The organism is Mucilaginibacter sp. dw_454, from assembly GCF_018449775.1.
GTDB lineage: Bacteria > Bacteroidota > Bacteroidia > Sphingobacteriales > Sphingobacteriaceae > Mucilaginibacter.
Map to the genome: position 1 here is coordinate 17821 of NZ_JAAVVB010000004.1, position 25953 is coordinate 43773.

Annotated in this window: 22 protein-coding genes; 14 read left to right on the forward strand and 8 right to left on the reverse strand. The window is 42.1% G+C overall.

All coding sequences use genetic code 11. The annotated features are described in order from the left end of the window. Nucleotides 1-140 precede the first annotated feature (140 nt). Entirely contained in the window at nucleotides 141-1676 is a 1536-nt protein-coding gene (locus HB679_RS13480; RefSeq protein WP_214072524.1) for a CotH kinase family protein, read from the reverse strand. A 145-nt stretch (nucleotides 1677-1821) separates the two neighbouring features. After that, nucleotides 1822-2334: a YdeI/OmpD-associated family protein gene (locus HB679_RS13485; RefSeq protein WP_214072525.1), complete on the reverse strand. Its 513-nt coding sequence runs from the start codon at nucleotides 2332-2334 to the stop codon at nucleotides 1822-1824. 157 nt (nucleotides 2335-2491) lie between these two features. Between HB679_RS13485 and HB679_RS13490 the strand changes: the two genes are divergently transcribed. Beyond that, the gene (locus HB679_RS13490) at nucleotides 2492-2914 is read left to right on the forward strand and encodes a hypothetical protein (protein ID WP_214072526.1); all 423 of its coding nucleotides are present in this window, start codon (nucleotides 2492-2494) and stop codon (nucleotides 2912-2914) included. Between the two features lie 65 nt (nucleotides 2915-2979). Here the strand turns inward: HB679_RS13490 and HB679_RS13495 are convergent, their stop codons facing one another. The 4 genes from HB679_RS13495 to ftcD all read right to left on the reverse strand — a co-directional run bounded on the left by HB679_RS13495 (nucleotide 2980) and on the right by ftcD (nucleotide 7446). Then, nucleotides 2980-3465 carry a cytidine deaminase gene (locus HB679_RS13495; RefSeq protein WP_214072527.1) on the reverse strand — a complete coding sequence of 162 codons (486 nt, stop codon included), beginning with the start codon at nucleotides 3463-3465 and terminating at the stop codon, nucleotides 2980-2982. A gap of 152 nt (nucleotides 3466-3617) precedes the next feature. After that, entirely contained in the window at nucleotides 3618-5522 is a 1905-nt protein-coding gene (locus HB679_RS13500; RefSeq protein WP_214072528.1) for a DNA topoisomerase IV subunit B, read from the reverse strand. A gap of 178 nt (nucleotides 5523-5700) precedes the next feature. Next, nucleotides 5701-6324 (reverse strand): hypothetical protein, encoded by a 624-nt coding sequence (locus HB679_RS13505; RefSeq protein ID WP_214072529.1) that lies wholly within the window; start codon nucleotides 6322-6324, stop codon nucleotides 5701-5703. 111 nt (nucleotides 6325-6435) lie between these two features. After that, complete coding sequence (gene ftcD, locus HB679_RS13510) at nucleotides 6436-7446, reverse strand: glutamate formimidoyltransferase (RefSeq protein WP_214072530.1); 1011 nt, start codon at nucleotides 7444-7446, stop codon at nucleotides 6436-6438. 142 nt (nucleotides 7447-7588) lie between these two features. Here ftcD and HB679_RS13515 point away from each other — a divergent pair, with 142 nt between their 5' ends. From HB679_RS13515 to HB679_RS13540, 6 genes are all read left to right on the forward strand, one after another. Further along, complete coding sequence (locus tag HB679_RS13515; RefSeq protein WP_214072531.1) at nucleotides 7589-8437, forward strand: ABC transporter ATP-binding protein; 849 nt, start codon at nucleotides 7589-7591, stop codon at nucleotides 8435-8437. Then, the gene (locus HB679_RS13520) at nucleotides 8421-9197 is read left to right on the forward strand and encodes a hypothetical protein (RefSeq protein WP_214072532.1); all 777 of its coding nucleotides are present in this window, start codon (nucleotides 8421-8423) and stop codon (nucleotides 9195-9197) included. Before HB679_RS13515 ends, HB679_RS13520 begins: the two co-directional genes overlap by 17 nt. A gap of 3 nt (nucleotides 9198-9200) precedes the next feature. Further along, nucleotides 9201-9587, forward strand: a complete 387-nt coding sequence (locus HB679_RS13525; RefSeq protein ID WP_214072533.1) for a GntR family transcriptional regulator — start codon at nucleotides 9201-9203, stop codon at nucleotides 9585-9587. After that, a complete protein-coding gene (locus HB679_RS13530; RefSeq protein ID WP_214072534.1) occupies nucleotides 9574-10260 on the forward strand; it encodes a DUF2807 domain-containing protein in 687 nt (228 codons plus the stop codon). Before HB679_RS13525 ends, HB679_RS13530 begins: the two co-directional genes overlap by 14 nt. Before the next feature lie 203 nt (nucleotides 10261-10463). Further along, entirely contained in the window at nucleotides 10464-13250 is a 2787-nt protein-coding gene (locus HB679_RS13535; RefSeq protein ID WP_214072535.1) for an outer membrane beta-barrel protein, read from the forward strand. 7 nt (nucleotides 13251-13257) lie between these two features. After that, a complete protein-coding gene (locus HB679_RS13540) occupies nucleotides 13258-14028 on the forward strand; it encodes a GLPGLI family protein (protein WP_214072536.1) in 771 nt (256 codons plus the stop codon). Nucleotides 14029-14032: 4 nt separating this feature from the next. On the opposite strand, the gene HB679_RS13545 is transcribed toward HB679_RS13540, so the two are convergent. Further along, nucleotides 14033-15109 (reverse strand): alpha/beta hydrolase-fold protein, encoded by a 1077-nt coding sequence (locus HB679_RS13545; protein WP_214072537.1) that lies wholly within the window; start codon nucleotides 15107-15109, stop codon nucleotides 14033-14035. Nucleotides 15110-15358: 249 nt separating this feature from the next. Next, on the reverse strand, nucleotides 15359-17224 hold the full coding sequence (locus HB679_RS13550; protein ID WP_214072538.1) for a chloride channel protein: 1866 nt from the start codon (nucleotides 17222-17224) through the stop codon (nucleotides 15359-15361). 227 nt (nucleotides 17225-17451) lie between these two features. Between HB679_RS13550 and HB679_RS13555 the strand changes: the two genes are divergently transcribed. From HB679_RS13555 to HB679_RS13585, 7 genes are all read left to right on the forward strand, one after another. Continuing rightward, nucleotides 17452-18567, forward strand: coding sequence for a carboxypeptidase-like regulatory domain-containing protein (locus HB679_RS13555; protein ID WP_214072539.1), 1116 nt, complete (start codon nucleotides 17452-17454; stop codon nucleotides 18565-18567). After that, nucleotides 18564-19685 carry a carboxypeptidase-like regulatory domain-containing protein gene (locus tag HB679_RS13560; protein WP_214072540.1) on the forward strand — a complete coding sequence of 374 codons (1122 nt, stop codon included), beginning with the start codon at nucleotides 18564-18566 and terminating at the stop codon, nucleotides 19683-19685. The genes HB679_RS13555 and HB679_RS13560 overlap by 4 nt, the downstream gene beginning before the upstream one ends. Then, entirely contained in the window at nucleotides 19682-20797 is a 1116-nt protein-coding gene (locus tag HB679_RS13565; protein WP_214072541.1) for a carboxypeptidase-like regulatory domain-containing protein, read from the forward strand. The genes HB679_RS13560 and HB679_RS13565 overlap by 4 nt, the downstream gene beginning before the upstream one ends. A gap of 7 nt (nucleotides 20798-20804) precedes the next feature. Beyond that, nucleotides 20805-21920, forward strand: coding sequence for a carboxypeptidase-like regulatory domain-containing protein (locus tag HB679_RS13570; protein WP_214072542.1), 1116 nt, complete (start codon nucleotides 20805-20807; stop codon nucleotides 21918-21920). A gap of 6 nt (nucleotides 21921-21926) precedes the next feature. Next, nucleotides 21927-23042 carry a carboxypeptidase-like regulatory domain-containing protein gene (locus tag HB679_RS13575; protein ID WP_214072543.1) on the forward strand — a complete coding sequence of 372 codons (1116 nt, stop codon included), beginning with the start codon at nucleotides 21927-21929 and terminating at the stop codon, nucleotides 23040-23042. Nucleotides 23043-23303: 261 nt separating this feature from the next. Continuing rightward, nucleotides 23304-24425 (forward strand): carboxypeptidase-like regulatory domain-containing protein, encoded by a 1122-nt coding sequence (locus tag HB679_RS13580; RefSeq protein WP_214072544.1) that lies wholly within the window; start codon nucleotides 23304-23306, stop codon nucleotides 24423-24425. A 357-nt stretch (nucleotides 24426-24782) separates the two neighbouring features. Next, nucleotides 24783-25922 carry a putative sensor domain DACNV-containing protein gene (locus tag HB679_RS13585; RefSeq protein WP_214072545.1) on the forward strand — a complete coding sequence of 380 codons (1140 nt, stop codon included), beginning with the start codon at nucleotides 24783-24785 and terminating at the stop codon, nucleotides 25920-25922. Nucleotides 25923-25953: the final 31 nt, after the last annotated feature.

A 25953-nucleotide genomic window follows, 5' to 3' on the forward strand; every position in this document is an offset into this window, starting at 1 on the left:
ATAGTTAAATGTGCAAATCTGTCGATGCCGGATTGCCGTGATTTTATACACATTTACTACGTTTTACACGTTAAAAACTAAGGCTGATGCTATTACCTAAAATAACATCAGCCTTAAAGCTTATAAAAGAAATAACGCGGCTACATATTGGCGTTCATCCAGTCAATCCGGGTTTTGAGCCATGATTTCAGGTAGTCAATTTCGCCCTGGTATGAACCAGCGATCTGCGAATTGGGCCACACATAAACGTTAAGTATTGGCCACGTAGCGAAATTTTGTTGCTGCGATAAATTAAGATAGGCAGCATTTTTATCAATATTGTTTAAGATAAGAGGCAGTGTGGGTTGTAGTGCCTGCCAGCGTTGTTTTACCCTGGCATTAAAAGCCGGGTCCTGAAACAACCGGCTAAACCAGTGTGCATTTCTTACCCACCAACCTGTCGGGTCGTTAGATTCTGTACCCACATAGTTTCCGGCCGCAATATCAAAATCCCACACAGGGCCCATCCCTAATTTCCCGTTCAAATCCTTATAATAATAGATACTACTAAAATCGTCCGCATCATTATCCTTCATCAACTCCTTTACTAAATACCAGTCTATAAACGAGTCGACGTTGATATATTTTGTGTAACCGTTAACCGGATCAGCGAAATTATCTGCAAAAATAGCGTCTTCTGTTTGTTGAACGTAGTTGTCAATGTAAGCTAACTGTTGCGCTGTAATGGCGTCAGGATCACTAATAGTAAACGGCAAACCTGCGTTTGAGTAAAAATAGTAATCAGCGTCTAACCTTTGATCAAGCTCCAGTAAGTATCCGCCGCTGATATTACTGTCATCGTTATCAATAGTTGACAATTCATTAATATTTACTCTATTAGGATCAACCTCCACCTGTTCTGTAAGCGTGTAGCCTCCCTGATATACCCCATTCATTACCACTTCAACAAAACGGTAGTGCGGTGTAAAATCGGCACCAAACTGGTGGCCCATATCAAATGCAACTGCATTTCGTAGTAATGATTTATCACTGTAATTAGCCAAAAGCACCCAGTTTTTTGCAGCCGGCAAACCTAACATCGACTGCTTATTATTGAATTTTATGCGATAAGGCTTTTTAGGCATAGCCCAGGTAGTGTTTCCACGGCCTTTTATATTTAATCCGACGTTTGAGGGGAAGGTAGCAAATTGGCCATTCACGTTAATATTTAAACTACCTGTTACATAATCATCTTCTGAAACCACAGGTGCCGACGTGTTTAAAAACAATATTGGGATACCGGTAAAGTTTGTAATAGATACTTTGATATTTTTAGCTTCACCATTTGGGTTGGTATAGGTATAAATAACGGGTTGTGTGAAATCATTTACTGTAACACCGCTTTTTTGCGATACGCCGTTAACCTTCAAGTTGGCATTAACAGGTTCAAAACTTAGTACAAATGAACGATTAGTTGAAATGCCAGGTACGTTAACATTTACAGAGTCGCCAACCAAACTAAGTTGAATACCCGCTGAATCTATGTTGCCGTTATTACTTTTTGATTCCAAAAAAAGTTTGACCGTGGTGTCAACGGCGGTCACCTCTGTTTTGGTAATCGGATTTGTTTCGACTGAGTTTTTTTTGCAACCGGTCAATGCCACAATCAGCAGCAGACCTGGTAATAGGTTTTTCATAATAAACTTTAGGTAGGGGTAGTATTAAAATAGGGGTAAGCAAACGTAAATAATTACCATGGCACCACAGCCTGCTAAAGCTATATTAACAAGATTTTTACGTTTAGTTAACGTAGCGGCTATTAATTTGGTATGTATAAATAGCCTACTCTCTTTCTTTTTTTATTTCGCGAAGCATTTGATTATAAGGCCACTTGCGTAACATGGCGTTCATGGTATTTACAATACGTGTTGTCCTTGTTTCCTGCGTTTTGGCACTTTCTATCCACTTAATAAAGTAATTGCGGTGCGACATAGCCAGGCTATTAAATTGAACTAAGGCTTCAGGGTCAAAGTCAAAGCAATCTTGCAGATCTGATGGGATATAAACCTTAAAATCGGCATGTTCTTCCAACTTTATAGTTAGCGTCGCGCCGGCTTCCTTGCGGATAGCTTTGCGGATATCGGCTTTGATAGGCATGATAAATTTACCTTCGCCCATGGGCATTAATGCAAATCCGCTTATAGCGTAATTGTCCAAAAAACCTTTTACACGGAATGACTTTTTATTGTTGGGTTTTAACTGTTGCGCTAGATCTGCAGGCACTTCAATATATCGCCAACCGGTTTTTTCGCCCATTTCGCCAAACTGTAACATCGTGGTTTCGAACTCAATCATGCTATAAATATGGCTTAAAATTGAGTTCTATCAAAATCGTTCAAATGTTAAATCTTTGTTAATTCTCAAATAAATATCTTTTTTACTGTAACGTTTCAGCAAGTAGCACTGTCTTATGGATATAAAATTTAATTAATAACCTTAAATACCAGATATTATGAAAACTCTAAAATCAATCCTGTTAGGCTTAACTCTTGTAGTAGCAACCACAATAGCAAATGCATCAACTCCACCGGCAGCGCTTTTATCTAAAAACGACGTATTAAATATTTATGTAAATGCCGTAGTACACGGTAAAGTAGACGGTGTTGAGAGTGTATTGGCTAAAGATGTTAAATATGTGATTTACCGTAACGAAAAAGAATTTGATCTTAATAAAGCACAAATTATTGAAACATTAAAAGGTTCAGAAAACGTTGACCAAAATTGTACTTACACCACTTCAATTATGGACGAAAGCGATAAAAAAATGGTTGTAAAATTAACCTTACGTTATGACGGTTACATCCGTAACACCATGATCACTATCGCTATGAATAAAGGCGATTTCCAAATCACTAAAATTGAAAGCGAGTCTTAATTTAGTTTAGTTTTGTTTATAGTTAAATGCCCGCCATTAGGTGGGCATTTGTTTTTTATGCCTGCTTACGACAGCCTGTCCTCGAAAAACAAAAATGGTAAAAAGCTTTCTATGCCATTAGTTACCCAAACCGGACCCTTAGCAACAAACAGGATGACTTTTACGGGTGACTGCTGCATCTTCTCGCACTCGGCCAATACCTGCAGGCATGAGCCGCATGAGGTTACTGGCTTTTGCAGTTCAAACTCATCTGTATGTGCAGTAACAGCCATACTTTCTATAGGGTCATCTGGGTGGTTAGCGCCCCAATAAAACAAAGCCACCCGTTCTGCACAAAGGCCTGATGGATAAGCAACATTTTCCTGGTTACTGCCATGTATAATTTTGCCGCTTTTTAAACGCAAAGCTGCACCTACGCTAAATTTTGAATATGGCGAATGCGAATTTTCCATCGCCTTTACTGCCCCGGCGCACAATTCCTGATCTATGTTAGCTAATTCATCTACTGAAGAATACTCTTGAAAAGCTATTTTAATTTCGTGGTTAGTCATTTATCAACCCCTCTGAAAAAAGGAGGGGAAACAAGATAAGGAAAATTTTGATATAAAGTTTAAAATAATTGTCATTGCAAGCAAAGCGCGGCAATCGCAAGGATGCTTTAACGCGTGCGATTGCCGCGCTTTGCTCGCAACGACAGTATCGATTAACTTGCTATTGGCAACTCTTCTGAGTTATTGTCTGCGGTGTCATCAACAATAGTAGGATTCACCGTTTCGTCATCCTTCTCTACGCGCAGGTTACCAATAATATGCTGCTGCCTTGCCGGAGTGTTTTTACCCATAAAATATTCTAACAGGCCTTTTATATTGGCATCTTTCAATATCACCGGATCAAGGCGTATGTCTTTACCAATGAACAAGCCAAACTCATCCGGCGAAATCTCGCCCAAACCTTTAAAGCGGGTTATCTCTGGCTTGTTGCCTAATTTGGCAATGGCGTTACGACGTTCTTCATCGCTATAGCAATAAATGGTTTCTTTTTTATTGCGCACGCGGAACAGCGGGGTCTGCAATATCGATACATGGCCAGCCTTTACCAAATCAGGGAAAAACTGCAGGAAGAACGTCATCAGCAACAAACGGATGTGCATACCGTCTACATCTGCATCAGTAGCTATTACGATATTGTTGTAACGCAAATTGTCAAGACCGTCTTCAATATTCAACGCGTGTTGCAATAGGTTAAACTCTTCGTTTTCATAAACCACTTTTTTGGTTAAGCCGAAACAGTTTAGCGGCTTACCTTTTAAGCTGAACACCGCCTGGGTCTGCACATCGCGCGATTTGGTGATGGACCCGCTTGCCGAGTCACCTTCTGTGATGAATAGCGTGGTGTCTTGTTTACGCTCGTGGTTATCTTCGAAATGCAATTTACAATCGCGCAGCTTGCGGTTATGTAATGATGCTTTTTTGGCACGCTCATTAGCCAGTTTTTTGATACCGGCAATATCTTTACGCTCGCGTTCAGACTGCATGATCCTCTTAAGCATCGCATCAGCTGCTGCCGGGTTTTTATGCAGATAATTGTCAAGCTCTTTTTTAACAAAATCATTCACAAAGCCACGAACCGATGGCCCTTCCGGGCCAATATTTAATGAACCCAGCTTGGTTTTGGTTTGCGACTCGAACACCGGCTCCTGCACTTTGATTGAAATCGCTGATACGATGGAAGCCCGGATATCTGAAGCATCAAACTCTTTTTTATAAAACTCGCGAATAGTTTTTACTACCGCCTCGCGAAAAGCTGCCTGGTGCGTACCGCCTTGCGTAGTGTTCTGCCCGTTTACAAATGAGTAATATTCTTCACCATATTGTTGGCCGTGGGTCATGGCTATCTCTATGTCCTCGCCTTTTAGGTGGATGATAGGATAACGAATAGTCTCGGCATCGGTATTTTTGGTCAACAAGTCATACAGTCCCCGCTCCGAGAAATATTTTTGGTTGTTAAAGTTAATGGTCAATCCAGAATTAAGATACACGTAATTCCAAACCATGCTATCTACAAACTCAGGGATGTAGCGGTAATGCCTGAAAATGCTGTCATCAGGCAGGAAGTTAATGGCCGTACCATTGCGTTGAGTGGTATCTTTTTCAGGATCTTCTTTTGTCAATTCGCCTTTTTCAAATTCGGCTATTTTGGTGCGACCATCGCGATATGATTGTACGATGAACGAAGACGACAAAGCGTTAACCGCCTTAGTACCCACACCATTTAAACCTACAGACTTTTGAAAAGCTTTACTATCATATTTACCACCGGTATTTATTTTTGATACGCAATCTATCACTTTACCCAACGGGATACCGCGGCCGTAATCGCGTACGGTAACTTTATGGTCACTGATGTTAATCTCAATAGTTTTGCCTGAACCCATCACAAACTCATCGATCGAGTTATCTACAATCTCCTTCAGTAATACATAAATCCCGTCATCATTTGCCGACCCATCGCCCAGTTTACCAATGTACATACCCGGGCGCAGGCGTATATGTTCCTTCCAATCTAACGACCGGATGCTGTCTTCACTATAATTTACTGGTTCTGCCATTTTTTAATTCTATAGAAAGGGCAAGAATAAGCCCTAAAGCAAAAATAAAGTTTGATTAACCAAAATACGTGTTAGAAACTTTTAACTTATCAACACTTTGGGTGAGTGATTGGAGATTAGTTAATTAGAGATTAGTTTTTGATGAATAAAGTTGAGATGAATAACTAATCTCCAATCACTATTCCTTAAACTTCAAACAGCTGGCGGCTGAGTTCATGTTTTTGAAAAACTCAGGCCCTTTATCATTGGTAAAGCAAATGGCCATTACGGTGCCGACGCTATTTTTTTGCAGTACTGTAACAAAAGCATATTTATAGTGCCTGGTTATGGGGCTATCGTCAATACTCATTAAATAAGTACAGCCGGCATCGGCATTGTATCTGTCAAGAATATACTGGGGCAAAGTTCTCTTTGAATAATCTTTTTCTGATGTGAAGGACGTTATTTGATCTTGAGCTACATTTACAAACAGCGAATCGGGGTTACTGACGCGGATATTTTTATCTGTCAGTAATTTTTCGTTCTCTTTCTGTGTATTTACCCTAAACCAAATCTCGAAATCGGCATCGGGCAGCATCATGGCATAATCAAACTGGTAACTATCTGTGTTAGGCGCTTTTATTTCTTTAAACCCTTCGGGGAAGTTAAAAGTAAGATCAATTTGTGCTAATGAAGTATTGAAGTTTTTTAATTGACTTTGAGTTACTATACCATTATGGTTAGTTTGTGCTAAAGCCGATCCTGCCAGAAGCAGCATCAAAGTAAGGAGGAATAAATTAACCTTAACTGTGATAAGTCTCATGATAAAAATTCAAAAACGCTATGTTTTTGCTTTATAGTATTCTATAATAAATTTATTAATAAATTTTAATACCAATTTAATATTTAAACAATTGGATGAAACTGAACAGCACTAGCCTAGCTGGTACTCGATAATACGTTTCTGCGGCTCAAAATGAGCCAACTCATTTAACCCCATAGCCTGTATGGCGGCATCAATCAGTTTGGTTTCGTTTACAACATAGGTAATGCCTTGCTTCTGCAAAAAATATCGGCCGGCATCTGTCATTGCTTTTAAGGGTATCATACCAATTAACTCACTGCCGGTTACGCTCACGCCGTAATCAGCTGCTTTGGCGCATACTTCGTCAAACACCACGTGTATGGGCGTTGCCGAAATATTGGTTAAATTCATAGATACCTGGGCCTTTTGATATTCATCAATGTACCAGCCAATGGCTTTTACGTATTTTAATGTTCCGGGGATGCGTTTTTTTCCACTTTCATCAACAATAATTTTTCCGGTTTCTCTCACGTCCTGCGCTATCTCGTTGGCAATGTGGGTTGAAGCTGTATTTAGGTTGATATTATAAGCAATCAAAAAATCGCGGGCACCTATTACGGCAGCACCTCTTTGGGCATCCATTTCGGCAGGGCCATAATCGGGTTTCCAGCCGGGCAGTGCTATTTTTTTAAAGAACCCTTCATATTCGCCGGCACGAATAGCAGCCAGGTTACTGCGCTTTTTATCGGGCTGAGAATCTTCATATAAATAAACGGGGATCTGCAGCTCCTCGCCCACCCGTTTAGCTAATCTATCGGCATACACTACCACCTCATCCAAAGTAATATTGCTAACCGGGATAAGCGGGCAAACATCCGTTGCGCCCATACGCGGGTGGGTGCCTTTTTGGGTGCGCATATCAATTAGTTCGCCGGCTGTTTTTATGGCTAGAAACGCGGCTTCAATAACTGCTTCAGGTTCGCCGGCAAAGGTTACTACCGTACGGTTGGCATCGCGGCCCGGGTCGACATTTAATAACTGAACATCTGCTACCGAACCTATGGCAGCGGTAATACTTTGGATGATGTCATGATCAACACCTTCGCTAAAATTAGGGACACACTCTATGATCTGGTTCATTAAGCCGCAATTTAGATAATATTCAGCGCTATGAAAAGTAGCGTCAATCTAAACCTTTTGAAAATATTTTTTCAGAAAAATTTTGATATTAATTTTATTGATCTACATTTGCAGTGTACTATTAAACTAATACACATACACAATGATCGAAATCTCAAACTTATCATTTGGTTACGGCAAACATAAGTTGCTTGACAATTTGAGCCTGTCGTTAAAACCCGGGCTTATTTACGGTCTGCTGGGTATGAATGGCGCCGGCAAATCCACGCTATTAAAAAATATTGCGGGCCTGGCAACACCATGGTCTGGCAGCTGCACCGTTAACGGCGAGATAGCAGCCAGGCGTAATCCATCGTTTCTGCAAGAGTTGTTTTTTGTGCCCGAAGAAATTTACCTGCCACCCGTTACCGCAAAACAATTTGCCAAAAGTACCGGCCATTTCTACCCAAAGTTTGACAGCAAGCAGTTTGAGCAGTTGTTAACTGATTTTGATATCCCCGCCGACAGGAAATTAACCAAGCTATCGTTGGGGCAGCAAAAAAAAGCCTACATCGCTTTTGCGCTGGCAACTAATACCGCCCTGGTTATTATGGATGAACCTACTAATGGCCTGGATATTCCCTCAAAAGCGCAGTTTAGAAAACTGGTGGCATCTGTGTTAACCGATGATCGTTGCCTGATCATATCTACCCACCAAATACGCGATCTGGATAACCTGATAGACACCGTATTGGTGCTGCATAACAACCAAATTGTGCTCAATCAAACGCTCGATCTGATCAGCGAAAAGTTGAATTTCGGCATTATCCAAACCAACAGTACCGATTACATTTATGCCGAGCAGCACCTGAATGGCCTGAATGCCATCACCAAAAATACCGACGGCAGCTTTACCAAAGTAGACATGGAACTACTGTTTAATGCTATTATAAGTAATAACCCAAACCTTATCACCTTATTAAACCAACCCGGCCATGAACAATACATTTAACCTGAAACGCTTTAGCTGGTACTTTAAAAAACATACCCTTGACCATGGCCGCACTTACGTTTTATCGTTAGCGGTAGCTATGGGTATTGTTTTTTTGTTTTTGGCGATACCTGCTTTGGTAGGCAGCGGCCCAGTAAGCGATAGCTACCAGTACACCATGTACCTGGTTTTGATATGGTTGGGCGGCAGCATATTTACCAGCACCATTTTTGCAGAACTTGGCGATCGGAAAAAAGCCATTTTACCATTAACCCTGCCGGTTTCTCACCTGGAGAAATTTTTGGTAGCCTGGTTATACACGTTCCCTATTTTCCTGATCTCGGTCAACGCTTGTTTTTTTATTATAGATAGTTTGGTGTTAAGCATTAATCACCCAACCGTTACGCCCTTTAAACTGGTACACTCGTTAATTACCCAATCGCCTATAGTCATAGCATTGATCATGTTTGTTTTATTTCAAGTGTTTTGCTTCTGGGGCGCAATTTATTTTAAGCGTTTGCATTTTATAAAAACAGCGTTTGCATTCTTCCTTGCGCTTTTAATAGTTTCTCTGCTTAATAAGGTTATTTTATGGCTGATTAGTGGCGGCAAATTTTCTTCGTCCAGTTTATTTTTCGAAAGTAACATTACTGTAAATAACAACAACTACTGGTTAACGCTTGGCAATAATATACACCTTGTGCAATGGGTTATTTTTGGATTAGCTCAACTTTTATTGTTCGTGAGCACCTTTTATAAACTAAAAGAAAAACAGGTTTAAGCCATGAACTTTAAAGATAAAGAAGCGATATACCTGCAAATAGCCGACTACGTGAGCGAACGTATCACCCTGGGTAAATGGCTGCCCGAAGCTAAAATACCGTCGGTACGCGAGCTGGCTACCGAGTTGCAGGTAAACCCAAACACGGTGATGCGCACTTATGAGTATCTGCAGCAAAAAGAAATTGTATTTAACAAACGCGGCCTGGGCTTATTTGTAATGGCCAACGCTATTGCCCAGATCAAGACCATACGACGCGAGCGCTTTTTACAGCAGGAACTGCCCGACTTTTTAAATAGCCTGTACCTGTTAGAGATACAGCCCGACCAGGTTTTGAAATATTACGAAGACTTTAAAAAAACTAAGGACACGCAAAATGAAAACAAGTAATAAATTACTGATAGCCATAGCGGCATTGATCATTCTCTCCCTGGTATCATTTGATATCGCATTACGTGCCGAGTATAAAAAAGGCGATTACAGTGGCCGTCATTACAATGAAGTATCTGTCCCGGTTAAGGATTTTGATGCCATAGAAGATTATACGACCTACACCACTTTTACAGACATTTCCTCGGGCCAAAAACAGGAAATATGGGTTGGGAAAGAAGCCCAAAATGACCTGGTTTTTACAGTCGAAAACCGCATTTTAAAGATCAGATTCAAAACAATTAGTACCGACAAAAACCGGGTGTATGCTATCCATATCACTTGCCAGCGGTTAAATAGTTTAAAAACAGCAATGATTCGGGGAGATATGGCTGTGCAGGTGGGCGGCAATACTACGCTTGCTATAATCAATCAAGACTCTATCCGTATAGAAAATAACGTACCGGGTATTGTGAATTTTACGCCCGTGGATGTTAAAAAGATAGATGTCACCATGAATCAGGGTACGTTAAACATTGGCGGTAACGGCAATGTAGAAACCGCTAATTTTAATATCCATAATAAAAGCAGCCTCAATATTGGAAACATAAAAATGGCCAAAACCAGCTACAATCTTGACGATAGCAGCCAGGTAACATTATCTGGCTCAATGTGGCATAAGTTTTCGCATTAAACTATAGCATAAATTTCAACCCAAACCTTTAACCAAAATGCTTCCTGTTTCAGGAGGCATTTTTTTTATATCCTAAACTGTAACGGTCGCTTCTTTCTTACGTCATATGGGCATATCACAATGTTAAATTTCGTTAATAAATGTTAAATCGCTTGCACTACTAAAAACTTAGTTATACCTTGGCCATCGCCTGATACTAACCTATGAAAATCACAACCTGGCTGGCAGCACTGTTGGTGTTGTTTAGCTTTACCACTGCCTACGCACAAAACAACTATGCTGTTAAAGGCCTGGCAATTGATACAGCCGAGAAGAAAGCCTTGCTTAACAGCAACATCATGGTCTTGAACGCAAAAGATTCGACCCTTAGAAAATTTACCCGTGCAAAAGCCGACGGCTCATTTATTATTAATAACCTGGTGGCCGGAAAATTTATAATGGTGCTATCCTATCCCGGCTATGCCGATTACTCGGAAAATTTTTCGCTGGACGAAAAAAACCAGGATCATGATTTTGGCAAAATAGGTATGGTGTTAACATCGCGCCTATTAAAAGATGTTATTGTTAAGGGCCATACAACCGCCATTAAAATAAAGGGAGATACCACAGAATTTAACGCCAAAGCTTATGTGATACAACCCAATGATAAGGTTGAGGATTTGATTAAGCAGTTTCCGGGCATACAGGTTGATAAAGATGGCAAAATCACCGCACAGGGCCAAAAGGTTGGCAAGGTATTATTAGATGGCGAAGAGTTTTTTGGCGACGACCCTACGCTGGTTACCAAAAATATCCGCGCGGATATGGTTGACAAGGTGCAGCTGTACGACAAGAAAAGCGACCAGGCCACATTTACCGGTATTGACGACGGCGAAAAAACGAAGACCTTGAATATTAAACTAAAAGATGGCAAAAAGGCCGGCTACTTTGGTAAGGCAATAGCCAGCGAAGGCACTGACAAGTATTACGCCGGGCAGCTGATGTACAACAAGTTTGAGAACAAGGAAAAAATGTCGTTTTACGGCATTGGCTCAAACAATGGCACCACCGGCCTTGACTGGGATGATGCCCAAAAATACGGCGACGGCAGCAATGCGCAGACCACCGACGACGGCTTCACCTATTTTAGCAATAACAACGACTTATCCTATAATGGGCGGGGATTACCTAAAGCAACCACGGGGGGCGCCCATTACGATAACAAGTTTAATAAAGACAAACTATCTGTTAACGCCAACTACAAAATAGGCGGCCTAAGCATTGATGGTACGCAAAGCACTATCACACAAAATAACCTGCCAGACAGGGTCATTAACACCAACAGCATACAGAACAATCACAACTCAGTCTTTCGAGAAAAACTGGATGCAACATTCAATTTTACACTGGATACCAGTGCGAATTTAAAAGTGATGGTTGACGGTGCTTATAAAAACAATAAAACCAACACCAATAGCGCAGATACCAGCCGCAGGGTCGACAACACGCTGTTAAACCTGAATAATACCAGCAATATTAACAGTGTCGACGATCATAAATTTGATGCCAGCGCTTTTTACACCAAGAAATTTAAGAAAAAGGGGCGGACGCTATCGGCATTGATCAATGGTTCGTCTGATGAAAATACTAGTTCGGGCTTTTTGAAATCGAAACTCAATTATTTTGATGATGCAGGGGCTTTAAGTACTACCGAGTTAACAGATCAGCACAAAATATCCGCCAATAAAACCCAAACGTTAAGTACTAATATAACTTATACAGAACCGCTGAGTAAGGCTTTGGCTATCATATTCAATTATGGTGTTTCCATTAATCATTCAAGTTCAGACCAACGTGCTTACAGCCGTCCCACTGCCGATGGCGATTACACCGTACTGGTTGATTCATTGAGTAACTATTTTAAACTGAACCAATTTTCGCAACAGGCAGGGGCTATATTTAATTATGTTAAAGGCAAATCAACCACCAATATTGGCACCCGGATAGCCGATGTATCGTTCAATCAATTTAATCTTTATACCGGCAACGAGCTAAAACGCCAATTTATTAATTGGTTTCCGCAAATCAACTATACCTATAAAATTTCGCAGCAAAGCTGGTTCAGGGCAAACTATAATGGCGCTACCCAACAGCCTACTATCACACAGATACAACCGGTTAAAGACAACACCAACCCATTATTTGTTACTTTAGGAAACCCGAATCTTACACCTTCATTTTACAACCATTTTACCACTTCTTACAACTCTTATAAAGTTATCAGTAGCGAAAGCCTTTATATAAGTGGCGATTATGGTTTTACAACCAATGTTATCGTGAACAATACTTCTACCGATGTTACTGGCAAAACCATCAGTCAATATTTTAACCTTAAGGGTAAAACGCAACACAGTTATCGTGGCAATGTGTATTATGACCGCAAGGTAGGTAGCTTCAACATCGGTATTAATGGCAACCTCAGTAGCTGGACCACTTACAACACGGTAACCAATGCGGTTAATGGAGTTAGCCAGTTAAATACTACCAAAAACAACTCTTATAACGGTGGCTTAAGTTTAAGCAGGTATGTTGAAAATAAATATAATTTTTACATATCGGCAGGCCCAAGTTATACAATTAACCAAAGCTCATTACAAGCTATGTACAACAGCAATAGCGGGGGCTTTAACGGGCATTATTGGGCGGGTATATATTTTCTGCACAACTGGCAACTTAGTTCTGATGCCGACTATACTTACACGGCCAAAACCGCAGCTTTGCCGCAGTTTGAACGCACGTTGCTAAATGCCTCCGTAAGCAAAACTTTTTTTAAGGAGAAAACCTTAAAGATTATAGGTACGGTAAATGACATTCTGAACCAAAACCAGGGCTTTAATCGTTACGCCAACGGCGGCATCATAACCGAGCAACGCTACTCAACCATTAAAAGGTATTTTATGCTAACTGTGTCTTATGACTTCTCAAAAATGGGCATTGGAGCTACCAAATAACACAACAATGAAAAACTTGATCATTACCATTTGCAGCTTTGTTATACTGGCCGGCAGCTGCCTGGCACAGGAAGCGCATTTCACTACATCGGGCGTTATTGAGTTTGAGAAAAAATCGAACATGTTCGCTATCATCAGCAAGCAAATAGACAAAGACAACGAAGCCTGGTACGAGAAACCTTTTGAGGAATACAAAAAAAATAACCCACAATTTAAAGTATCAAAAAGCACCCTTAAGTTTGGTAACAATAAAACCCTATTTGCACCGGTTGCCGATGAAGAAAAGCGCAATAACAATTTCAACACAGTAATAGCAGATCAAAACTCAACCATTTATACCGATTTTAACCTGGGCATGAGCACCGCGCAGAAAACAGTATTTGAGCAAACATTTTTATTGAAAGACAGCACCCGCAAGATCAACTGGAAAATAACCGATGAAACCCGCGATATAGCCGGTTATCCCTGCCGCCGGGCTAACGCTATCATCATGGATTCAATTTACGTAGTAGCTTTTTATACCGATAAGATTCTGGTAACCGGCGGTCCCGAATCTTTCAGCGGTTTACCGGGTATGATACTGGGCGTAGCTTTGCCACATGAAAATGTGGCCTGGTTTGCCAGTAAAGTTACAGACATGACCATTGCCGAAAACGAGATCGCCCCACCAAAAAAAGGCAAGCCGGTAGATAATAAATTATTTGTAGAAACGCTTAACAAAGCACTGAAAGATTGGGGGACCTGGGGGCACTCCTATCTCAAAGCATTTCAGTTATGACAGATCAGTTTAGCAAATATTTACAGAAAAATTGATAAGTAAGTTCAGTATCCTTAGCGTTAAAAACGTGGCCCAGGTTGGGCTGCACTTCAATATCCAGTTTATCTAAAGAATTTGCCTTTTTATAAGCTTCTGTTATGGTAGCAAAACCAATTTGCGCACCGGGATATGGATTATTCTGATCTTTATCCTTACTTAAAATTAAACATGGCCGTGGGGCCAGCAGGCGCAGCATAGACGGGCAATCAAACTCGCCGGTAATACCGGGCAAGATCTTGTCCCAAACTGCTTTTACATTTCGTTGGTTAACGGTCGAGTCGCCCAGGTCGCGGGCTGCTTTTTTGTGCGCATCGCCAATGGTGCCGGCCCTTCCCTGCCATTTATCATTATCCAGCGACCATTTAAAACTTTGTACTGAGATACCCAGCGCCGTAGCATAAACCCGTGTGTCGACAGATGCTGCCATCCAGGTTTCAATTCCGCCCATGGATATACCACCCATACCAATGCGGTCGGCTTTTACATCGGGGCGGGTAACCAGGTAATCCACCAGTCGCCACAAATCGTAGGAAGTATCATATAAAAACGGATAAGCATGGTGCGTCGCATCGTTAGTTTTGAAAGCCTGATAGGCGGCTTCAGTATATTCTTTTGAACCATGCGCCCCACCCGGAATGCGCTCGCCATGATATCGCGCATCTATAGCTACACCCATAATGCCGGCTTTGGTCAGGCGGGTAAATAAGGCTTTAGTATCGCCGCCATCCTTATTACCACCGGTGCCATGCAAAAATATCGCTACCGGGAATTTACTTTGCCCGGCACGTACCGGCTTATATATCAGCACCGGCATACGCTCCCTGGCTTCGGTATAAATAAAGCCGCGATCAACCTCGATAGAATCTTTACGCACAACGGTAAACTCAGGCTTTGGGTCAACTTTTGGGCGATCAAGCAGCGCCTTAAAATCTTTGGTTACCTGGTTTGCTGGCGGATATTGCGGTGTCTGCGCAAATACAGCCGATAATGACATCGACAGTAAAAAACAAACGGTTATTTTTTTGAGGCGGATGAAGAGCATGGCGTTCTAGTTGATTGATAAAGATACCATTAAACCAAGCTATGCGATTTTTGTATACCGATTGTTACAACATCTTCATCACCCTCTTTCCCGCTTGCGGAAGAGAGGGTCGACAAGCGAAGCGATGTCGGGGTAAGTCTTAGCGGACAGGCTAGACAAGCAGCGTCGTTGACTCACCCGGTCTTCACTTCGTTCGACCACCCTCTCTTCGCCTTTGGCGGAAAGAGGGTTAACATTATTATCAGTATTTCAACTCGCCTGCTTACCTCTCACCATCATCTTAATTCTGCGGCGCTTCAATGATATCTTTACATGAGCAGATTCATTCTTTTCGATATTTTGGGTGTAGGCTTTGATCAGGTCTTTATAAGACAACACGCCGATTACGATATTGCGATTAACCGACGCCATTACCGGTAAAACTTCTATGTCGTTTTTCGACATCCGTTCTATAGCCCGGCTCAAGGAATCGTCACTAATAACCGATTCTTTGACTTGTGTATCAAGTAACGCTTTGATGGGCTGATTGACATCTAACAATGTATTGTACAGATCTGCAAGACGGATGATGCCCGCATATTCGCCTTGATCATTTATCGCTACAAACTGGCTTTCGTCGCGGTGATTGGTGCTAACCCATTGCTGTGCATCGTAAATACTGGTGCCTGCATTGATCAGGCTTTCGGCGCCTTGCACTACCTGCGCTACGGTCATTTTCTGCATCAGATCGGGGCTAAATGAATCGGGCACGGTCAAACCGCGACGAACGATCTTTTCGGTCATGATGGTGTTCTCCATTAAAAAGAAAGACACAATATAGGCCCCGGTGCAGGCACCCAGCAAGGGCAATAAAGCATGCGACTGCATGGTGGCTTCTAATGCAAAAACGATACTGGTTAAATAAGCTCTGGACGCACCTGCAAACATGGCCGACATGCCAATTAACGCTGCCAGCGGGATATTAATACCCGCATCAGGATATACTTTTAAAATAACTATACCGATAACCGCACCGGCCGCACCGCCCATGGTCAATAATGGCGCCAACGTACCACCCGAAGTACCGCTACCCAAAGCAATGGCCCATGACAGAAATTTAAAAATACACAGCGTAAGCACCAGCTTTAATGGCCAGTTGCCAGTTAGTAAACCGGTAATGTTATCATACCCAACACCCAAAGTGTGGGGGAAATAAAACCCGATAAGGCCAACTGCCAATCCACCAATGGCGGGCCACCACATCCAGTGGATGGGCAGGTGCTCAAATAGGTCTTCAACCCAATAAACTATTTTGGTAATGCCGATGGAAAGAAAGCCTATTACTATCCCCATGCCGCTGTAAATAGCCAATGCCTGGTTAGTTGGGATGGCAACATCCGGCATAGCAAATACCGGCCCCGACTCAAACAGTAAATGATGACCGGCCGCCCCGGTAATGCAAGCCAGCGCTACCGGCAATATCGCCCGTGGCGAAAACTCGAATAACAATAGCTCTATAGCCAGAAAAACTCCGGCTATAGGCGTACCAAATATGGCCGACATACCCGCCGTAGCACCCGCCGCCAGGATGATCTTACGCTCGTTTGAAGTAACTTTGAAGATCTGCCCCAGGGTCGAACCCAGCGCGCCACCCGTAGCTATGATTGGGCCTTCAGCACCAAAAGGGCCGCCGGTGCCTATGGCTATAGCCGACGAAAGCGGTTTTAACAGCGCAATGGCCGGCTTAATATTACTTTCATTAACCAATATCTGTTCCATAGCTTCGGGGATGCCGTGCCCGCGGATAGCTTTTGACCCATACAACGCCATAAAACCCACCACAATGCCACCTACCGCCGGGATAACAATTACCCAGGCGCCCAAATGATTATTAGCCGGGCTATGAAAAGCCAGATTTATTGAGCCAAAAAAGGCTATATTGGTTACCAGGTTAATTAATGATACCAATACTTTAGCTATAAAACTTATGGCAACGGCAACGGCCACGCAATAAATGCAAATGGTAAGCAATCTGCCTTTTACAATAAGGGCCTTTTTAGGGTTGCCCTGAGCTATTTCTAAACTGTTTAATAATGGCGCAACAGGAATGCCATTGGATGTGTCTGCGTTTTTCATAATTAAAAAGCGAATTATAATCGCGATCGGGGAGATCTTTGAATATTTAAAATCGTGCAAATTTATATTTTATATCATATAAAAACTAGTTATTTATTATAAATAGTTCAATTTTTAATTATTTAAATCATATTTAATCTCTTTTTAAAAAATGACATAAAAGTCAGTGCAACATACTTGCAATAAGCAGGTTTAAAGTCTAATTTAGCTAACACCTATTCCTCTGTATGAAACCTACGTTGCGTAACCTCATTTTCTGTTTGTTGCTGCTCATCTGCTCCAGGGTATCGGCGCAGAAAAATGTATATATCATTAGCGGCAAGGTTACCGGCGAAAACAACCTCCCTGTTAATCACGCTACCGTATTTATTAACGGCAGCCAGATGATTGCCACAACCAATGCCGAAGGGAAATTTGAAATAGCACTTACAGACCCCGGCTCCTACCAGGTATCTGTAAAGGTAATGGGCTATGCCCCCTACAGCCAGGATGTAAGGGTAAAAGATAAATCTGTCGTGGCTAATATTGAGCTTACTGTTAAGTCAATTATGTTGCAGCCGGTAGATGTTGGCGCCAAAACCAGCTGGGCAAAAAACTATGCTATATTCAAATCTCAATTTTTAGGTACGTCAGATAATGCTAAGAATTGTGAAATACTCAATCCCGAAGTTCTTAATTTCAAAACCAATAAAAACTTACTAAGCGCCGAGGCCGACGACTTTCTGATCATAGAAAATAAAAGCCTGGGATACCGTATAAAATACGCGCTCAAAGCTTTTACTCACAACACCACCGAGTTAGTAACCTCTTACGACGGCGACACCAATTTTGAAGAGTTGCAAGGTACAGATGAGCAAAAAAAAGAATGGTCTAAAAAACGCCTTGAGGCTTATAAAGGCTCCATGATGCATTTTATGCGATCTGTTTTTAATAACAAAACTGCCAGCGAGGGCTTTGTTGCCTACAAATCAATCAAAGCAAACTTGGGTTTTATGCGAATAGATACCATACCTGTGAAGTTTGAGACTTTGGTAACCGCTTTAGACACCTCATTTATATCGTTGAAATTTGTAGGCCTGCATATTATTTATGATCCTGAAAACGCTGTTGCTATCAGTAAGGGCCAGGCTAAACTTACGCCCACTCCTATCGTTGGTCATAATGTAACCAAAAATATCTCAGAGCTTTTCTTGTATCTGAAAGAGGCTATTGTTGACGGGCAGGGCGGCGTGTTTTCAGGCTATCGCACATTTTTAATACGGGGCGACTGGACCAATAAAAGAATTGGCGACGAGCTGCCATTTGAATATGAGCCCGATGCAACTAACACATCATCGCCATGAAGCAGTTATTTTTTATGCTGATGCTGTTAATAGCTTTCAACGCATCGGCCCAAAATAAATTGAGTATTACGGGTAAAGTTACCGGCGAAGGCCAAAAGCCAATTGCCGGCGCCACCATATTTATTGGCGGCACCCAATTTGCCACCGCAACTAATGCCGATGGGCGGTTTGAGATAACGGTACCCAATGCCGGCTCTTATCACCTATTGGTTAATATGCTGGGTTACTCGCCCGCTGGTAAGGACGTAATGTTAAGAGACAAACCTATCGATTTAGCTATTAACCTGATAGTTAAGCCCATTCAATTGCATCCGGTTAATATAGGCGCTGATAAAAACTGGGCTAAGAATTATGCAATTTTTAAAAAGGAGTTTTTAGGCAATACAATCAATGCCGGCGGATGCACGATATTGAATCCCGAGGTAATTTACTTCAGCACACGTGAAGGCCAGCTTTATGCCGATGCTGATGATTTTCTGATCATTGAGAATCATAAATTAGGTTATCGCATAAAATACCTGCTGCAAACTTTTCGACACAAAATAAATACCATTAACACGGCTTATAATGGCGATGCTGTTTTTGAAGAATTACCCGGCACGGGTAAGCAGAAAAAGGAATGGGTGAAAAATCGGCTGGACACTTACCAGGGGTCTATGATGCATTTCTTTAGAGCTGTTTTTAGCAAAACAGTTATGGAGAACGGCTTTATAGTTAAGCAGGTTTATTTGTTAAACGGCAATAAGCATTATGATGAACAGCCTGTAAATTTTGATGAGTTAGCATTCCCGCTCGATACGTCGTTTGTCTCATTCAGATTTACGCATCTTGACATTACTTATAACCCCAAAAAAGTAGCACGCTTATTAAAGCGCTCCAATAAATTGGCTAAGAAAGACAAGGCCGTGGTAGAAAACTTACTATTGTCAAAAAAACCACCTTCGTACGAGTCTGAATTGCTGCTGCCTTTAAAAAACGAAGCCATTGTAGATGCAAGGGGTAGCGTGCCCTCGGGTTATTTAACAACCTTTTTTGTGATAGGCGACTGGATCAATAAACGCGTAGGCGACCAGTTGCCATTTGAATATCGGCCATACATCAATACATCATCGCCATGAAACAATTATTTTTCATGCTGCTGATGCTGATGGGTTTTAATGCATCGGCACAAAATAAATTGATAATTACCGGCAAAGTTAGCGGCGAAAACCAAGGGCAAATTATCGGTGCCACTATATTTATAGCCGGCACACAACTGGTAACCCAAACCGACGCCGATGGCAAATTTGCCATTATAATGCCTAACGCCGGGGCATACCATCTGCTGGTTAAAATGCTGGGCTATGCAGTTGAAAGTGAGGATGTGCTATTAAAGGACAGGGATATTAACCTGAATATTATCTTGAAAGTTAAACCCATCGTATTGCGCCAGGTTACCATAGGCGGCGATAAGGAGCGGCGGTATCACCTATCTGTATTTAAACAAGAGTTTTTAGGCCGAACTAAAAATGCACGCTCGTGCCAAATATTAAACCCTGATGTTATTAATTTTAGCACCAGGAAAGGCATAATTTCTGCCGAGGCTGATGATTTTCTGATCATTGAAAATAAAAACCTGGGGTACCGTATAAAATACCTGCTTAAATCCTTTGAGCATAACATTTTCAGACACACTGCTTATGACGGAGATGCCATTTTTGAAGAATTGCCCGGAACAGATAAGCAAAAACTCAAATGGGCGCATAACCGGTTAGAAACCTACAAAGGTTCAATGATGCACTTTATGCGCGCGGTTTATAACAAAACGGTATTGCAGGAAGGGTTTATTACCCACCATCTTTATAATGATTCTTACGGCCGCGACAACGACCGGGATGATGACAGTTTTTACTACGACCCCAGGATAATCAATTTTGATACGCTAACAACTGTTACTGATAACTCGTTTATTGCTTTCAAATTCAGCAGGCTGTATATAACCTATGACCCGGTTAAGGCCGCAAAATTATTAAAGTCGGGCGCACCTGCGATTACAAATTTCAAACCATTATATGCCGGCGACGATTCGTCATCAAGCCTGATAGCGTATTTTAAAAACGGTGTTGTTATTGATGCCAGGGGCGCCATCAACAAAGGCTACGTGGTTTCATTCCACATCAAAGGACCCTGGACCTATAAACGCGTTGGCGACCAATTACCTTTTGAATATCAACCACCAAAAGCACCTTGATACTGTCATGAAACAACTATACCTTGCCTTATCGTTTTGTATTTTAGTGTTGAGCGGTTTTACAGCGTCGGCACAAAATAAATATAACATAACCGGAACCGTCGAAGACGAAAAGGGCCAGCCTTTAAAAAGCGCGACGGTTTTCCTGAGCCAATCGCAAAGCATAACAATTAGTGACGATGCCGGCCGTTTTGGGTTTAGCCAGATGGACCAGGGGTCTTACCGGTTAATTGTTACCATGATTGGCTACGCACCTTACACACAAGACTTTACGCTTAGGGACAAATCTACAGACTTTAAAGTGATACTTAAGCTAAAGCATATCGAACTTAAACCCGTTAACGTAGGCGGCAAAGATCACTGGAACGACCAATATGAGCTTTTTAGGCAGGCTTTTCTGGGCACTTCTATCAATGGCAAATATTGCATAATTAAAAATCCAACCACTGTATATTTCTCAACCAGGAAAGATACTTTGATTGCTAACGCCGATGATTTTCTGGTTATTGAAAACCCCAGATTGGGCTATCGCATAAAATATCTCTTAAAATACTTTACCTATAATTATAAAAGCCGGATAGCATTGTACGACGGCGAAATTAGCTTTGAACCCATGACCGGGATGCCTAAACAGCAAACCGATTGGGACGAGCACCGGCTTGATGCCTACCAGGGTTCATTTATGCACTGGTTAAGATCTGTTTATCATCACAACACGGCTGCAGAAGGATTTGTGGTTAACCCGGTTTACAGAGATTACAAGTTTTTTAACATGCAAACGGCAGAAGCCATAAGGGCTGTGGATATAGATTATCGACCGGTAAATTTTGATACTGTTGCTCACGTTGTTAACAGCTCATTCGTGGCGCTTAAATTTAATTCCTTTTTTGTTTATTATAATCCTAAAAGGGCCGCTTCGCCGAGAAAGGATACGGTAGCTGTTAAAAGAAGCGATGTGATAGACAAGACCACCAGTTTGGTTAAACTTTACGGTAAAGAAACGCTGATTGACAGCAAAGGCGCCCATAGCGATTTCCGCGATTTTTTATTAGATGGCCAGTTTGGTCATAATCGCCTTGGCGATCAGCTGCCTTTCGAATATCAACCACCTGAAACACACTAATACGGCATGAAACAGTTATATTTAATCTTACTGTGTGTTGGGTTATTGCTGATAGGTTTTACAGCATCTGCACAAAATAAGTATACCCTTAGCGGCATAGTGAGCAACGAAGATGGTAAACCTTTAAAAAGCGCCACGGTGTTTATCAGCGGCTCGCAATTGATTACGATGTGCGACGGGGCCGGCAAGTTTAGATTTGATAAAGTGGAACAAGGTAACTACCAGTTAACCGTAACTATGGTGGGCTATGCTCCGTTTTCGCAGAACATAGTGGTGCAAGGCAAATCTGTACAAGTAATGGTTAAGTTAAAACTTAAACAAACCGTATTGCAGCAGGTAAATATAGGCGGCAAAGATAACTGGGCAGAACACTTTAAATTGTTCAGGAAGGTGTTCCTCGGCACATCGAAAAATGCCAAAGCGTGTGTGATCGTCAATCCCAAGGTAATTAACTTTACTACGAAACGGGGCGTGCTATTGGCAGATGCAGACGATTTCCTGATCATTGAAAACCCAAGGCTTGGCTATCGTATTAAATATCTTTTAAAAGATTTTGGTTATAACGCAGGCAGCGACCTGGCCCTTTACAATGGCGAAACCAGTTTTGAACCCATGGACGGTACCCCAAGCCAACAGCGTGCATGGAATGAAAACCGTTTGGAAGTTTACAAAGGTTCCACCATGCATTTTCTGCGAGCAGTTTATCAGAATGATGTTTTAAAAGAAGGTTTTATCATTAACCAGGTTTATAAAGCTTATGATGACCCCGTTTTTTCTGATAATGATCATCCAAGATTGTTAATTGACCAACGGCCCATTAAGTTTGATACGTTGGTGAACGTTATAGATACATCGTTTATAGCCTTAAAATTTAAATTATTGATGTTTACTTACAATCCGGGGAAAGCAAGATCGACAAAAACCAATAGCGCTTACCCTATTATGAAAGTAGTTAGGATAACCGACCGCATCAGTACCATAAAATTATACAGTAACCAGGCGGTTATCGACCGTACCGGTGCACATCAGGATTTTCGTGACTTTTTGATTGAAGGACCATTAGCTAAGGACCGCGTTGGCGATCAGCTGCCGTTTGAGTATCTGCCGCAGGCGAAAGAGTAACCACTTCTATCGTCCAAACGGGGATGTCATGCTGAGGCACTCGAAGCATGAGCGTTGGCCCGGACAATGGAGGCTGCACATTACCTCACCGCGTCATCGTGAGCGAGGTACGAGCGTGACGATCTCAGGAGCGCTTAGCCTGTCTTTTGTACAGAGATCCTCACGCTACGCTCAGGGTGACGTGAAGGAAACCTCGCTGGATAACGCAATTATGCGCTATGGCCAAAACAACCGTAATAATTGTAATATATTTGGCTAATCATGACCACCAAGCCCCTATTACTTACCCTGTTTAGTATTTGCTTCGCGATGCTGGTAAAGGCGCAGGTATTTATCCCTATTACCGGTACGGTGGTTGATGAAAAGGGCGATTTAGTAAAGGGCGCTACGGCATTTATTAGCGGGTCGCAGCTTACTACCATAACCGACAATAAAGGCAAATTCTATTTTAACAGCCTTACGGCCGGATCTTACCAGGTAATTGTAAAAATGATGGGCTACGCGATATTTGATCGTAACATCGTCATACAAAATAAACCCGTTGATGTAAACGTAGCGTTGATTATTAAGCCCATAATGCTTAACGCAGTAACCATTGGCCCCGGCGATAGCTGGGATAGCTATTATAATTTGTTTAAGGGGCAGTTTTTGGGCACCTCGCGCTTTGCAGATGGCTGCGAAATCACTAACCCTAAAATCCTAAGCTTTAATTATAACAAAAGCAAAGGCATCCTGACCGCCGAAGCCGACGATTTTATATTAATAGAAAACCGGCGACTGGGTTATCATATCAAATATTTGCTGCGCGATTTTCAATTCACTATCAACAGCAATACCGCCATTTTTGATGGTGATGCCATTTTTGAGGAAATGGTGGGTTCTAAAAGTACACATGAGGCTTGGGCCCGGAATCGTTATGATGCTTATAAAGGTTCGTTAATGCATTTCTTGCGAAGCATTTATGCAAATAACGCTTTAAAGCAGGGTTTTATCGCTAATTCGTTGGTTAAAGGGTTTTTAAAGGCCGAGGATGATAAAGATGTGCCGTTTATAACCATTGATACCCGCCCGGTTCATTTTGATTCGTTATTGACAGTTTTAGATACAACCTTTGTAGCCTTTAAAACCAGCCAGCTGTATGTTACTTACGATCCAAAAAAGGCGGCTTCATTAAAACCGGGCGATAACAAGCCTCATGAAAAAGATATCCCATTGGATGGAAAAGGCATTGAGGCTACTATGGTTAAGTTGCCTTTTAAACAAGCCATCATAGACCGGAAAGGCAATTACACCAACTACCGCGCTTTCTTTATTCATGGCGATATGGCCACCAAACGTGTGGGCGATAAATTACCGTTTGAGTATGAGCCACCGGCGAAGTGATAAGAAGTTTCAATATAATCCCCAATACGTCATCGTGAGCGAGGTACGAACGTGACGATCTCCGGATGGCTCGCATAGAGATCGTCACGCTGTCGCTCACGATGACGTGGTGGGGAGTAAAAGGTAACAATGAAACAAAAAAATACTTTTAAGTCATTTTTATTGTTTCATTCTGTTTCACCATATTTTTATAAAATACTATACATCAATCAATTAATCTAAAATTCTGTTTCACTTGTTTCATCTGTGTCACACGCACGTGAAACAAAACACGTGTGTGCTCAAATGTCAAATTTTACCATTGCATGTCGCGACCTTTAAAACATTAAAGATACATTTGAAGTATAATTACAATCAATGCTGTCAGAACCAACCTACATACCGGCCCGCATAGTAGCTACATCGCTTGAGTTGCACTTCGTCAAACATTTGTCGGTAGCAAGGGAGCAGGGTAGCGATAATTTGGCGCATCCGCCGCAATCGGCTATTATCGAATCGGTCATTGATGTGGCATTTTGGGCAAGCTTACGTAAAGAAGAAGGTCATCCCCCTAAAATATCCATAGCCATACTACAACCTGAACAGGCCAGCCACCCGTTGATATTTGGTAACCGTATCCGCTTAACGCCCGATAACTTAACCAAACTGGCGCCTGCCGTTGAAAGCCCCGGTATACACCTGGGGGTTTGGTATGATGATGACGAACTGTACGTTTGGGGCACTACGCTTACCATACCGGGCATTTGCTTTGTGCTGGAAGTGGTAGAGCCAGGCCTGTTGGTTATCAAGCACAGCCGTACAGACGGCTTCGGCAAGTTCCTGAACATTGCGGTATTAAAGGGTGACGACATTAAGATCATTGACGAGCAGAACACGGGCATGCAGAGCCACCCCGCTCTACTAGACTCACTACCCAAAATGGCGACGCCCTTTGTTAGCGGCTCTATCAACCTGATGTTGGAGCTGGCCGGTTCTATGCGTAAACATGGCCGCGGCGGGCTGGTGCTAATTGTCCCCGAAGACGGTCACAAATGGCAGGAGTCCATTGTACAACCTATCAACTATGCGGTAACGCCCAGGTTTAGAGGTATCACTAAATTAATGCTGATAGACAGATGCGAACGTGTTAAAACCGATTGGCGCGATGCATTGGTACGTGCCATAGACATTGTAGGCGGATTTACCGCAGTAGACGGTGCTACCGTAATGAACCGCAATTACGAACTAATAGCCTTTGGCGCTAAAGTGGCCCGCTCAGGCATGAGTTCGCCGGTTGACCAAATCATAGTTACAGAGCCGGTTTTAGGAGGCACACCTACCATACTGCACCCCAGCCAAAACGGCGGCACACGACACCTGGCAGCGGCACAGTTTATATTTGATCAGCGAGATGCTATAGCATTGGTAGCTTCACAGGATGGCAGGTTTACAATCTTTGCCTGGTCTGAAGCGCTGCAAATGGTGCATGCACACAGGATTGATATACTACTGCTATAGCAGCAAGGGTCATCCTGAGCTTGCCGAAGGA

Bases quoted from the DNA above. Each gene is read 5' to 3' on its own strand.
- HB679_RS13565 (WP_214072541.1), top strand. From the start codon at position 19,682: ATGAAACAATTATTTTTCATGCTGCTGATGCTGATGGGTTTTAATGCA.
- HB679_RS13550 (WP_214072538.1), bottom strand. From the start codon at position 17,224: ATGAAAAACGCAGACACATCCAATGGCATTCCTGTTGCGCCATTATTA.
- HB679_RS13535 (WP_214072535.1), top strand. From the start codon at position 10,464: ATGAAAATCACAACCTGGCTGGCAGCACTGTTGGTGTTGTTTAGCTTT.
- ftcD (WP_214072530.1), bottom strand. From the start codon at position 7,446: ATGAACCAGATCATAGAGTGTGTCCCTAATTTTAGCGAAGGTGTTGAT.
- HB679_RS13580 (WP_214072544.1), top strand. From the start codon at position 23,304: ATGACCACCAAGCCCCTATTACTTACCCTGTTTAGTATTTGCTTCGCG.
- HB679_RS13530 (WP_214072534.1), top strand. From the start codon at position 9,574: ATGAAAACAAGTAATAAATTACTGATAGCCATAGCGGCATTGATCATT.
- HB679_RS13570 (WP_214072542.1), top strand. From the start codon at position 20,805: ATGAAACAACTATACCTTGCCTTATCGTTTTGTATTTTAGTGTTGAGC.
- HB679_RS13560 (WP_214072540.1), top strand. From the start codon at position 18,564: ATGAAGCAGTTATTTTTTATGCTGATGCTGTTAATAGCTTTCAACGCA.
- HB679_RS13525 (WP_214072533.1), top strand. From the start codon at position 9,201: ATGAACTTTAAAGATAAAGAAGCGATATACCTGCAAATAGCCGACTAC.
- HB679_RS13505 (WP_214072529.1), bottom strand. From the start codon at position 6,324: ATGAGACTTATCACAGTTAAGGTTAATTTATTCCTCCTTACTTTGATG.
- HB679_RS13495 (WP_214072527.1), bottom strand. From the start codon at position 3,465: ATGACTAACCACGAAATTAAAATAGCTTTTCAAGAGTATTCTTCAGTA.
- HB679_RS13490 (WP_214072526.1), top strand. From the start codon at position 2,492: ATGAAAACTCTAAAATCAATCCTGTTAGGCTTAACTCTTGTAGTAGCA.
- HB679_RS13575 (WP_214072543.1), top strand. From the start codon at position 21,927: ATGAAACAGTTATATTTAATCTTACTGTGTGTTGGGTTATTGCTGATA.
- HB679_RS13545 (WP_214072537.1), bottom strand. From the start codon at position 15,109: ATGCTCTTCATCCGCCTCAAAAAAATAACCGTTTGTTTTTTACTGTCG.
- HB679_RS13585 (WP_214072545.1), top strand. From the start codon at position 24,783: ATGCTGTCAGAACCAACCTACATACCGGCCCGCATAGTAGCTACATCG.
- HB679_RS13555 (WP_214072539.1), top strand. From the start codon at position 17,452: ATGAAACCTACGTTGCGTAACCTCATTTTCTGTTTGTTGCTGCTCATC.
- HB679_RS13485 (WP_214072525.1), bottom strand. From the start codon at position 2,334: ATGATTGAGTTCGAAACCACGATGTTACAGTTTGGCGAAATGGGCGAA.
- HB679_RS13540 (WP_214072536.1), top strand. From the start codon at position 13,258: ATGAAAAACTTGATCATTACCATTTGCAGCTTTGTTATACTGGCCGGC.
- HB679_RS13480 (WP_214072524.1), bottom strand. From the start codon at position 1,676: ATGAAAAACCTATTACCAGGTCTGCTGCTGATTGTGGCATTGACCGGT.
- HB679_RS13520 (WP_214072532.1), top strand. From the start codon at position 8,421: ATGAACAATACATTTAACCTGAAACGCTTTAGCTGGTACTTTAAAAAA.
- HB679_RS13515 (WP_214072531.1), top strand. From the start codon at position 7,589: ATGATCGAAATCTCAAACTTATCATTTGGTTACGGCAAACATAAGTTG.
- HB679_RS13500 (WP_214072528.1), bottom strand. From the start codon at position 5,522: ATGGCAGAACCAGTAAATTATAGTGAAGACAGCATCCGGTCGTTAGAT.